Raw genomic sequence first — 10904 nt, 5'->3', positions numbered from 1 at the left:
AGCCTCCCCAGCACTGGAACATCAGGGGTGACTGACCGCGTCCACCATCGGTCACGGCCTGAAAAGCGGAAGGTCGCCGGTTCGACCCCGGCCCCAGCCACCGCCACGAAGGCCCCGTCTCCGGACGGGGCCTTCGTCGTACCCGTCCACTCCGGGCACCGCCCGGCGCCCCCGGCGTCCCCTGGCCGGCGGGGGCGCGGCGGGGGCGCCGGGAAGGTGCCCGTCAGGTCCGCTCGCGGCCCCGCCAGCCGCGCACGCCCAGCGTGACGGCGACCACCGCGACCACCGCGACGAGCAGGGCCCAGTCCGGGACCGCGCGGCCCAGGCTCGCGGCCCACTCCTCCACCGCGTACGAGTCGTCCACGGGCAGCAGCCCCGGCAGGGCGGTCGTGCCGTCGAAGGCGAGGAAGAGCGCGCCCAGCGCGACGAAGAACAGACCCGACAGCAGCGACGTGCTGTGCAGCTCGAAGCGGCCCGCGCGCAGCACGCGGCCCCGGAGCCAGCCGCGCCGCCCCAGGTCGTAGCGGTCCCAGAACAGCGCCAGGACGAACAGCGGCACGGCCATCCCCAGGGCGTACACGGCCAGCAGCAGGCCCCCGTACGCCGGGCTCCCGCTGAGCGCCGCCACCGTCAGCACGCTCCCGAGGATCGGGCCCGCGCAGAAGCCGGCCAGCCCGTACACCAGGCCCAGGGCGTACACGGAGAGCGCCGAGACGGGGCGGATCCGGCCGCTCACCCCGGCGATCCGGCGCGAGGCGAAACCGAGGCCCAGGATCTGCGCCACGCCGAGCGCGACGATCGTCCAGCCGCCCACGGCCACCAGCAGGTCGCGGTGTCCGTAGAAGAGGCGCCCCGCGTAGGACCCGGCCGCGCCCAGCGGGACGAGCGTGGTGGCGAGACCGGCGTAGAAGACGCCGGTGCGGGCGACCAGCCGGGCGCGGGTGTCGATGGAGTACGCGAAGAACGCGGGGAGCAGCAGGGCGCTGCACGGGCTCAGGAGCGCGAGGAGCCCGCCGAGGAAGGCGGCCAGATAGCCGATGTCCGTCATCGCCCGGCCTCCCGCTTCGCGGCGTCGATCGCGGCCGTGAACGTCTCCATGGGCTGCGCGCCCGCGATCGGCCGGCCGTTCACCAGGAACGACGGCGTGGAGGTGGCGCCGAGCGCGTACGCCTGCTCCTGGTCCGCGGCCACCGCCTCCCGGGCCGCCGCACTGTCGAGGTCGCGGCCGAAGCGGTCCGGGTCGGGCACGCCCGCGGTCCGCGCGAGGGCGGTCACCCGCTCCTCACCGAAGCCCTGCTCCTTGGCGCCCTCCGCGTACGCGGCCTTGTGGAACTGCCAGAACCGCCCCTGCCGCCCGGCGGCCCAGGCGGCGCGGGCCGCCCGCTCGGACTCCTCGCCGAAGATCGGGAAGTTGCGCCACTCGATGCGCAGGGTGCCCTCGCCGACGTACTTCTCGATGAGTTCCGGCTCGGTCTCGCGGGCGAACTTGCCGCAGTAGCCGCACTTGAAGTCGGCGTATTCGATCAGTACGACGGGGGCGTCGGCGCGTCCGACCGCGAGCGGGTCCTTGGCGTCGCGCCGGGCGTACTTCTCCAGCTCGGGATGGACGCCGGCGCGCGGCTCGGCGGACGACCCGGCGACGACGGACGGCGAGGGCCCGGCCGGCTTGGTGGCGGTGTACGAGACGACGCCGAGCAGCGCGGCCGCGGCGACGACACCCGCGCCGATGAGGTAGGACGTGGACTTGGGCATGGTGGGACTCCTGTGCGCAGGGGGAAATGACCGGCTGGGCGGGGCGGGGGTGGCGCGCCGGCTATACGCGCAGGATCGACAGGTCCAGGGGGGAGGGCGCCGCGAGGGGCGGCGGGCCCCGGTCCGGCCGGTACCGCGGGGCCGTCCCGTCCGGGCCCCACGCGCCGGGCGCCGCACGGGCGACGTGGAGGGCGGCCAGCAGCTCGCCCGGGGAGCAGGGGCGGGGCGGTACGGCGGGCGCCAGGCCGCCCTCGTCGTCGGACGACCCGCATCCGGGCACCCGGCCGGACCCCGCGCCGGCACCATCGGCGTAGTGGCCCGGTCCCGCGCCGTCCTCGGCGCCGGCGTACCCGGCACCCGAACCGGGCTTGGAGCCCGCACCCGAACCCCAACCGGGCTCCGAACCCGGCCCCGCGACCGCACCCGCAGCCCAACCCGGCCCCGCGACCGCACCCGTGAGCGGGCCGCAGGCCAGCAGCGTGGCCACCAGCACGAGCACGGCGGCCGCGGCGCGGCACCACCGGCTGCCGGCACAGGGCACGGGGGGCACCGCCTTCCGAGGTCGTCGGGGGTCTTCGACTCGCCGGAAATGGTACGGGGAAATCGGTTCGCCACTCCGTCGCCCCGAGTGAGATCCTGGGTCAGGTATGTCTACTTCCTTCGCCGACCTCCAGACCCTGCTGGCCGAGGTCTCGCTGCGCGACGCGCACCGGCTCGGCCGCCGTCTCGAAGGCGCCCGCCGCATCCGCAAGCCCGAAGCCCGGCAGGCCGTGCTGGACGAGATCGCCGCCGAGGCCGGGAAGGCAGCTGCCCGGACCGCCGAGCGCGCGGCCCGGGTGCCGGCCGTCACGTACCCCGAGCAGCTGCCGGTCAGCCAGAAGAAGGACACCATCCTGGAGGCGATACGCGACCACCAGGTCGTGATCGTCGCGGGTGAGACGGGGTCCGGCAAGACCACCCAGATCCCCAAGATCTGCCTGGAGCTGGGGCGCGGCGTCCGGGGCATGATCGGCCATACGCAGCCGAGGAGGATCGCCGCCCGCACGGTCGCCGAGCGCGTCGCGGACGAGCTGAGGACGCCGCTGGGCGAGGCGGTCGGCTGGAAGGTCCGCTTCACCGACCAGGTGAACCCGGACGCCACCTTCGTCAAGCTGATGACGGACGGCATCCTGCTGGCCGAGATCCAGACGGACCGCGAGCTGCGCGCCTACGACACGATCATCATCGACGAGGCCCACGAGCGCAGCCTCAACATCGACTTCCTCCTCGGCTACCTGGCCCAGCTGCTCCCCAAGCGCCCCGACCTCAAGGTCGTGATCACCTCCGCGACCATCGACCCCGAGCGCTTCTCCCGTCACTTCGGCGACGCGCCGATCGTCGAGGTCTCCGGCCGTACGTACCCGGTCGAGGTGCGCTACCGCCCGCTCCTGGAGGAGGACTCCGAGGACTCCGACCGCGACCAGATCACCGCGATCTGCGACGCCGTCGACGAGCTCCAGGCCGAGGGGCCGGGCGACATCCTGGTCTTCCTCTCCGGTGAGCGCGAGATCCGCGACACGGCGGACGCCCTGGTCAAGAAGAAGCTGCGCGGCACCGAGGTCCTGCCCCTCTACGCCCGCCTGTCGCACGCCGAGCAGCACCGCGTCTTCCAGGCCCACTCCGGCCGCCGGATCGTCCTCGCGACGAACGTCGCCGAGACGTCCCTGACGGTCCCCGGCATCAAGTACGTCATCGATCCCGGCACCGCCCGCATCTCCCGCTACAGCCACCGCACCAAGGTGCAGCGCCTGCCGATCGAGCGGATCAGCCAGGCCAGTGCCAACCAGCGCAAGGGCCGCTGCGGCCGTACGTCGGACGGCATCTGCGTCCGGCTGTACGACGAGGAGGACTTCCTCGCCCGTCCCGAGTTCACCGACGCCGAGATCCTGCGGACCAACCTGGCGTCGGTCATCCTCCAGATGACGGCGGCCGGGCTCGGCGACATCGAGAAGTTCCCCTTCATCGACCCGCCGGACCACCGCAACATCCGCGACGGCGTGCAGCTCCTCCAGGAGCTGGGCGCGATCGACCCGGCCCAGAAGGACCCGAAGAAGCGCCTCACCCAGGCGGGCCGCAAGCTGGCCCAGCTCCCGGTGGACCCGCGGCTTGCCCGGATGGTGCTGGAGGCCGACAAGAACGGCTGTGTGCGCGAGGTCATGGTGATCGCCGCCGCGCTGTCGATCCAGGACCCGCGCGAGCGGCCGGCCGAGAAGCAGGCGCAGGCCGACCAGCAGCACGCCCGGTTCAAGGACGAGACGTCCGACTTCCTGGCGTTCCTGAACCTCTGGCGCTACATCCGCGAACAGCAGAAGGCGCTGTCCTCCTCGGCCTTCCGCCGGATGTGCAAGTCGGAGTACCTCAACTACCTGCGCATTCGCGAATGGCAGGACATCTACACGCAGCTGCGCACGGTCGCCAAGCAGATGGGGCTCAACGTCGAGGAGCCCTCGGCGGAGTTGTCGGCCCCCGACGACCGCGTCCATGTCTCGCTGCTGGCCGGTCTGCTGTCCCACATCGGGATGAAGGACGTCAAGACCGCCGGGGGGGAGGGCGGGAAGAACACGGCGAAGAACGAGTACCTGGGCGCCCGCGGGGCCAAGTTCGCGGTCTTCCCCGGTTCCGCGCTGTTCAAGAAGCCGCCGCGCTTCATCATGTCCGCCGAGCTGGTGGAGACCTCGCGCCTGTGGGCGCGGGTCAACGCGAAGATCGAGCCCGAGTGGATCGAGCCGCTCGCCGGGCACCTGCTGAAGCGCACGTACTCCGAGCCGCACTGGGAGAAGGACCAGGCGGCGGTGATGGCGTACGAGAAGGTCACGCTGTACGGCGTGCCGATCGTCGCCCAGCGCAAGGTGAACTACGGGCGCATCGACCCCGAGGTCAGCCGGGAGCTGTTCATCCGCAACGCGCTCGTGGAGGGCGACTGGCGGACGCACCACAAGTTCTTCGCGGACAACCGAAAGCTGCTCACCGAGGTCGAGGAGCTGGAGCACCGGGCCCGGCGCCGCGACATCCTCGTGGACGACGAGACCCTGTTCGACTTCTACGACCGGCGGGTGCCCGAGCACGTCGTGTCGGGCGCGCACTTCGACTCGTGGTGGAAGCACAAGCGCCACGAGGAGCCGGACCTGCTCGACTTCGAGCGCGAGATGCTCATCAACGAGAAGGCGGGCGCGGTCACCAAGGCCGACTATCCCGACTCGTGGCGGCAGGGCGCGCTCAAGTTCCGTGTGACGTACCAGTTCGAGCCGGGCGCGGACGCGGACGGCGTGACCGTCCACATCCCGCTCCAGGTGCTCAACCAGGTGACGGACGAGGGCTTCGACTGGCAGATCCCGGGCCTGCGCGAGGAGGTCGTCACGGAGCTGATCCGCTCCCTGCCGAAGCCGGTCCGCCGCCACTACGTCCCCGCGCCCGACTACGCCAGGAAGTTCCTGGAGCGGGCGGTACCCCTCCAGGAGCCGCTGACGGTGACGCTCGCCCGCGAGCTCCAGCGGATGGTGGGCGTGCCGGTGGACGCGGACGACTTCGACCTCTCCCGGGTGCCCGACCACCTGAAGATCACCTTCCGGATCGTCGACGAGCGGCGGCGCAAGCTGGCCGAGGACAAGGACCTGGAGGCCCTGAAGCTCCAGCTGCGGCCGAAGGCGCGTCAGGCGCTGTCCAAGGCCGCCCAGGCCGCCACGGCCGGCCCCTCGGGGTCCGGGCAGTCCCTGGAGCGCACGGGCCTGACGGACTGGACGATCGGCACGCTCACGAAGGTCTTCGAGACCCGCCGGGCCGGCCAGCCGGTCAAGGCGTACCCCGCCCTCGTCGACGCCGGCGACACGGTGTCCGTACGGCTCTTCGACACGGAGGCCGAGCAGGCACAGGCGATGTGGCGCGGCACCCGCAAGCTGATCATGCTGAACATCCCGGTGAACCCGGCCAAGTTCGCCTCCGACCGGCTGACGAACCAGCAGAAGCTCGCCCTCTCCCGCAATCCGCACGGCTCGGTGCAGGCGCTGTTCGACGACTGCGCGACCGCCGCCGCCGACCGGCTGATCGCCGACCACGGCGGCCCGGCGTGGGACGAGGAGTCGTTCCGGAAGCTGTACGACAGGGTCCGCGCCGACCTGGTCGAGCTGACGATCCGCACGGTGGACCAGGTGCAGCAGATCCTGGCGGCCTGGCAGGCCTGTGAGCGCCGTCTGAAGGCCACGAACAGCCTGGTGCTGGTGAACAACGTCCAGGACGTCCGGGAGCAGCTGGCGGCCCTCGTACCGCCCGGCTTCGTGACCCGGACGGGGCTGCGGCGGCTGCCGGACCTGATGCGCTACCTGGTGGCGGTCGACCGGCGGCTCCAGCAGATGCCCACGTCCGTCCAGCGCGACACCACGCGCATGGAGAAGGTCCACGAGATGCAGGACGAGTACGCCTGGCTGCTGGAGCAGATGCCCAAGGGCCGGCCCGTGCCGCAGGAGGTCCTGGACATCCGCTGGATGATCGAGGAGCTGAGGGTCAGCTACTTCGCCCACGCGCTGGGCACGGCGTTCCCCGTCTCCGACAAGCGCATCGTGAAGGCGATCGACGCCGCGGCACCCTGAGCAGGCGACGCCGGACCCGGGCTGCCCGGCGGCCCGCGTGTCCTCCTCGGCCCTTCGGGCTCCCGGGACGGCCCCCGGCCCCCCGGCCCCCCCGGACGGCCCGCAGGGGCCCGTGCGGCGCCGCGCCGGAGCCGGGTCGGCGGGGCGCCGAAGCCGTGCCGGGGCCGTGTCGGGACCGTCGCCTTCCGTGAGTTCGACCGGACCGTCTGACCTGCTGTACAGTGTGTTTCGCAGCCGCGCAGTCGGCCGCAAGTCAAGGTCCTGTGGAGCAGTTGGTTAGCTCGCCACCCTGTCAAGGTGGAGGTCGCGGGTTCAAGTCCCGTCAGGATCGCAGCAGAAGAAACAGAAGGGCCCGTATCCCCCAGGGATACGGGCCCTTCTGTCATGCGCCTTGACGCCGTCATCTGCCACCGGTACCCAAGCAGCAGGGAATCGGGGGCCCTTCACCGGAGGTGACGCGCATGGCGGCGGCATCCACAGCCAGGCACGAGACCCGCGCACTGCTCCGCGCCCATCTGGCGGCCGCGTCCGGCTACCGCCACATCACCCGGTACTGCCCCGTGTGCCACCGCCTGGAGCGGCTGGCCATGGAGTACCCGGACACGGCCGACGAGGGCCGGGAGGGCACACAGGACGCCTCCCGGAGCGCCGAGGACGCGCCCCGGGAGGCGCCGGCGGACCCGGACGACGACCCCGGATCGGTGTGACGCGAGTCACGAAATGAGTTTTGAAAACCCCTCAACTTACACCCTCCCTACAACCACCCGATTTAATATGTGCAATTGCACTCTCCGGGAGGCCCTCCGCCGCTCACCGCGCGGGCCGGCCGCGGGCGCACAAAAAGATCGCGCTGGACCCGGCGGAGTCCAGCGCGATCGATGACACGGGCCCGTTGGGGCGGGCTCAGGCCGGTGGAGCTAGGGGTGGGCGCGCCGGGTTGGGGGACCCGGAAATGCCCGGTTCATCAGGGTGTTCAGGCCTCGCTGCGCTGCTGCGGAATGCCCGCGAGCAGTGCGCGGACCTCTGCCTCGCGGTACCGGCGGTGTCCACCGAGCGTTCGGATGGACGTGAGCTTGCCCGCCTTTGCCCAGCGGGTCACCGTCTTCGGGTCCACGCGGAACATCGTGGCAACCTCAGCGGGGGTCAGCAGCGGCTCGGCATCAGGGGTGCGAGCGGTCATGAGCGGCCTCCTCGGGAGAACCGAACCTTCTCGGTTCTTTCCTCTAAATTCTGCACCTTGACCCGCGTTGCCCGAAATGGCGGACGCGAGCCGAGTCGGTTATAGGACGAACGGCTTGTCCTCGGCACTACAACTACACCATCTGTCCAGCCACGTTCGGCCAAACCGATGGAATTGCCCTCTCAGGTGTTCATCAGCGGCGGAAGCCGATGGACCATGCCATAGCGGACAGTCACGTCACAGTGACGATCAGTCACAGAGCGATCAGGAGTCAACAGACCCCCCATAGCGTGCAATGCCGAGCCTTCCGCCCATACGCGGACGGAAGGAGCCCTCCCCGGACTCCTTGTCCTATTTTGGCATGAGGTCGGGCGATGGACGCAAGAGCCCAGTTAGTGCTATCCGTCACCCTTGACACAAAGGCCCGGATCGGGACCAACGGCCCCCGGACGCACCGGTGAGTCCTCGCAGCGAGATCATGCGGCAGATCGGCCGCATGATCCATAGCCGGTCGTGCCCGCCCGGACCGGACGGACCTGATCCGTGACCGGCCCCCGACGCAAGATCATCATTTCAGTTGGCGTGCCGCAGGTTCCGCACCGCGCGCCACCGCTCGGTGAGCCGCTCGTACGCCTGCCCGGCCGCCGCACCGTCACCGGCCCGCAGCGCCGCCAGGCCGGCCGCCACGTCCGCCGCGGACCGGTCGTCGGCCAGGAAGTCCCGCGCCAGGGCGTGCACCAGGCCCCCGTAGTCCAGCTCCACCAGCGAGCGCGGGTGGAACTCCTCCAGCCACCGCCCCACGTCCACCAGGCCCTCGGTCAGCGGGCCCTCCTCCAGCGCCTCGCGCAGCGTCTTCAGCGCCCGCGCCACCCGCCGCCGCGCCTGCACCATCGGCGTCCGGTAGCGCAGCACCGGCGCCTTGCCGGGGCCGCCGGACGCGACGTACTCCCGCTCCTCGTCCGCGAACAGGGCGAACCACCGCACCGGGACCTGCCACAGCTCCGAGCGGATCCACGGCCGGGCGTCCGGGTTCCGCTCCCGCCACCGCTCGTGGTCCGCCTCCGCCTGCTCCCGCACCACCGGCGGCAGCGCGGCGTCCAGCACCGCGGGCGGCAGCGTGCCCGGCAGGTCCTCCAGGGCCAGCCACCCGCGCAGCCGCGTCCGCCAGGGGCACACGCACACCACGCCGTCCACCTCCAGTACGAAGGCGTCGGCGCTCTCGTGCACGGGCACCGCGACCGGCGGCGTGGCCAGCAGGTCGGCCAGCGAGCGGCGCAGCTCGTCCTGCGCGGTCGGGGAGGTGCCGCGGCGCGCGTAGCGGGCCCAGTGGCCGCGCTCCGGCTCCGGGAAGGCCGCCAGCGGTTCGTACACCCGCAAGTAGGACGCGTACGGCACGAGGACCGAGGAGACGGCTGGCATGTCACGAATCCTTCCACGCCCGTACTCCGCGAGGGGGTGATCCGCCGCACTCGCTCTCCTCTACGCGCAGGTAGGACTTACTCTCTTGCCGTCAAGGTCCTCCCCCACCCGCAGGAGGGCCTCATCCGCCGCTTCGTACTTGGGAGTCACCACCGTGACCGATGTGACCGACGGCGTCCTGCACACCCTGTTCCGATCGGAGCAGGGGGGCCACGAACAAGTCGTGCTGTGCCAGGACCGCGCCTCCGGCCTGAAGGCCGTCATCGCCATCCACTCGACCGCCCTGGGCCCGGCCCTCGGCGGCACCCGCTTCTACCCGTACGCCTCCGAGGAAGACGCCGTCACCGACGCGCTGAACCTGTCCCGGGGCATGTCGTACAAGAACGCCCTGGCCGGTCTGGAGCACGGCGGCGGCAAGGCCGTGATCATCGGTGACCCGGAGCTGATCAAGACCGAGGAGCTGCTGCTGGCCTACGGCCGGTTCGTGGCCTCCCTCGGCGGCCGGTACGTGACGGCCTGCGACGTCGGCACCTATGTGGCCGACATGGACGTCGTCGCCCGGGAGAACCGCTGGACCACCGGCCGCTCCCCCGAGAACGGCGGCGCCGGCGACTCCTCCGTCCTCACCGCGTACGGCGTCTTCCAGGGCATGCGCGCCTCCGCGCAGCACGCCTGGGGCGACCCGACGCTGCGTGGCCGCAAGGTCGGCGTCGCGGGTGTCGGCAAGGTGGGCCACTACCTGGTGGAGCACCTCCTCGAGGACGGTGCCGAGGTCGTCATCACGGATGTGCGCGAGGATTCGGTGCGCCGGATCACCGACAAGTTCCCGCAGGTCACGGTGGTGGCGGACACCGACGCGCTGATCCGCACCGAGGGCCTGGACGTCTACGCCCCCTGCGCCCTCGGCGGCGCGCTGAACGACGACACCGTCCCCGTGCTGACCGCCAAGGTGGTGTGCGGCGCGGCCAACAACCAGCTCGCGCACCCGGGCGTCGAGAAGGACATCGAGGACCGGGGCATCCTCTACGCGCCCGACTACGTCGTCAACGCCGGTGGGGTGATCCAGGTGGCCGACGAGCTGCACGGATTCGACTTCGACCGGTGCAAGGCGAAGGCTTCGAAGATCTTCGACACCACGCTGGCAATATTCGCACGTGCGAAGGCAGACGGGATTCCGCCGGCCGCGGCGGCCGACCGGATCGCCGAGCAGCGCATGGCGGAGGCGCGCCGCGGGTAGCACCGGGCGAGCCGTGGTTGACAGCAGCGACCCGCCGGCCGCGTGGGGCGTGTCCCCCCTCAGGGAGACATGGCTCACGCCGGTCGGCGGGTCGACTGCCGAGAAGAGGTTAAAATCGCAGCTGACCAGCGAGGACGGGGCTCCTCGTCGGTCCTGTTCCGGGGCGCGTCATGCGGGCGGCGTACCGTATGGCCGCGGAAGCAGGTACCGTTGAAGCCCTACGGGCCGGTCTCTCCGCGGAGAGTCCGTTCCGACTCATGAACGCGTGTCAAGACTCTGGGGCCGTCGAGCCCCGTCACCGAGGGGGTCGAGCCATGGGGCGCGGCCGGGCCAAGGCCAAGCAGACGAAGGTCGCCCGCCAGCTGAAGTACAACAGCGGCGGGACAGACCTGTCGCGTCTGGCCAGTGAGCTGGGCGCTTCTACTCCGCAACCGCTCTCGCAGCCGCCGAATGGCGAGCCGTTCGAGGACGACGACGAGGAAGACGACCCGTACGCCCGCTATGCGGAGCTGTACAACGACGACGATGACGAGGACGAGGAGTCCGGTCCGTCGTCACAGCGTCGCGGTGCTTGACGCCTGACATCACTCAGACCCGGTCCGGGGCCCCGCCCCGGACCGGGTTCTGTGCTGCTCAGACCGCGTAGTCGCCGGTCAGGGTCGCGCCGGTGGTGTGGTCGCCGCGCTCGGTGATC

At 71.3% G+C, this 10904-nt stretch carries 9 protein-coding genes and 1 tRNA gene; 5 read left to right on the top strand and 5 right to left on the bottom strand.

Annotated elements, in window-relative coordinates; translation table 11 throughout:
• Nucleotides 1-223: 223 nt before the first annotated feature.
• The 3 genes from IE109_RS32435 to IE109_RS33830 form a co-directional block, all read right to left on the bottom strand.
• Nucleotides 224-1048: a cytochrome c biogenesis CcdA family protein gene (locus tag IE109_RS32435; RefSeq protein WP_189554945.1), complete on the bottom strand. Its 825-nt coding sequence runs from the start codon at nt 1046-1048 to the stop codon at nt 224-226.
• Nucleotides 1045-1752, bottom strand: a complete 708-nt coding sequence (locus tag IE109_RS32430) for a DsbA family protein (protein ID WP_189554944.1) — start codon at nt 1750-1752, stop codon at nt 1045-1047. Before IE109_RS32430 ends, IE109_RS32435 begins: the two co-directional genes overlap by 4 nt.
• Before the next feature lie 61 nt (nt 1753-1813).
• On the bottom strand, nt 1814-2293 hold the full coding sequence (locus IE109_RS33830) for a hypothetical protein (protein ID WP_189554943.1): 480 nt from the start codon (nt 2291-2293) through the stop codon (nt 1814-1816).
• 106 nt (nt 2294-2399) lie between these two features.
• On the opposite strand from IE109_RS33830, the gene hrpA reads away from it, so the two are divergent.
• From hrpA to IE109_RS32410, 3 genes are all read left to right on the top strand, one after another.
• Complete coding sequence (hrpA, locus tag IE109_RS32420) at nt 2400-6374, top strand: ATP-dependent RNA helicase HrpA (RefSeq protein WP_189554942.1); 3975 nt, start codon at nt 2400-2402, stop codon at nt 6372-6374.
• 257 nt (nt 6375-6631) lie between these two features.
• Nucleotides 6632-6705: transfer RNA gene (locus tag IE109_RS32415), tRNA-Asp, on the top strand.
• A 130-nt stretch (nt 6706-6835) separates the two neighbouring features.
• Nucleotides 6836-7081 (top strand): DUF6274 family protein, encoded by a 246-nt coding sequence (locus IE109_RS32410; RefSeq protein ID WP_189554941.1) that lies wholly within the window; start codon nt 6836-6838, stop codon nt 7079-7081.
• A gap of 266 nt (nt 7082-7347) precedes the next feature.
• Here the strand turns inward: IE109_RS32410 and bldC are convergent, their stop codons facing one another.
• Entirely contained in the window at nt 7348-7554 is a 207-nt protein-coding gene (bldC, locus tag IE109_RS32405; RefSeq protein WP_003949541.1) for a developmental transcriptional regulator BldC, read from the bottom strand.
• Between the two features lie 573 nt (nt 7555-8127).
• The gene (locus IE109_RS32400; protein ID WP_189554940.1) at nt 8128-8973 is read right to left on the bottom strand and encodes a DUF8083 family protein; all 846 of its coding nucleotides are present in this window, start codon (nt 8971-8973) and stop codon (nt 8128-8130) included.
• 154 nt (nt 8974-9127) lie between these two features.
• Between IE109_RS32400 and IE109_RS32395 the strand changes: the two genes are divergently transcribed.
• Both IE109_RS32395 and IE109_RS32390 read left to right on the top strand, forming a co-directional pair.
• Nucleotides 9128-10210, top strand: coding sequence for a Leu/Phe/Val dehydrogenase (locus IE109_RS32395; RefSeq protein ID WP_189554939.1), 1083 nt, complete (start codon nt 9128-9130; stop codon nt 10208-10210).
• 314 nt (nt 10211-10524) lie between these two features.
• Entirely contained in the window at nt 10525-10785 is a 261-nt protein-coding gene (locus tag IE109_RS32390) for a DUF3073 domain-containing protein (RefSeq protein ID WP_126886811.1), read from the top strand.
• The last annotated feature ends 119 nt before the right edge of the window (nt 10786-10904 follow it).

This window comes from Streptomyces lavendofoliae (assembly GCF_014649735.1).
Taxonomy (GTDB): Bacteria; Actinomycetota; Actinomycetes; order Streptomycetales; family Streptomycetaceae; genus Streptomyces; species Streptomyces lavendofoliae.
Note: the sequence above shows the minus strand (reverse complement) of the source record. Positions and strands in the feature narration are given on the sequence as shown.

Excerpts from the sequence above, each read along its gene's own strand:
- hrpA (WP_189554942.1), top strand. The coding sequence starts at position 2,400 with ATGTCTACTTCCTTCGCCGACCTCCAGACCCTGCTGGCCGAGGTCTCG.
- IE109_RS32400 (WP_189554940.1), bottom strand. The coding sequence starts at position 8,973 with ATGCCAGCCGTCTCCTCGGTCCTCGTGCCGTACGCGTCCTACTTGCGG.
- IE109_RS32430 (WP_189554944.1), bottom strand. The coding sequence starts at position 1,752 with ATGCCCAAGTCCACGTCCTACCTCATCGGCGCGGGTGTCGTCGCCGCG.
- IE109_RS32410 (WP_189554941.1), top strand. The coding sequence starts at position 6,836 with ATGGCGGCGGCATCCACAGCCAGGCACGAGACCCGCGCACTGCTCCGC.
- bldC (WP_003949541.1), bottom strand. The coding sequence starts at position 7,554 with ATGACCGCTCGCACCCCTGATGCCGAGCCGCTGCTGACCCCCGCTGAG.
- IE109_RS32390 (WP_126886811.1), top strand. The coding sequence starts at position 10,525 with ATGGGGCGCGGCCGGGCCAAGGCCAAGCAGACGAAGGTCGCCCGCCAG.
- IE109_RS32435 (WP_189554945.1), bottom strand. The coding sequence starts at position 1,048 with ATGACGGACATCGGCTATCTGGCCGCCTTCCTCGGCGGGCTCCTCGCG.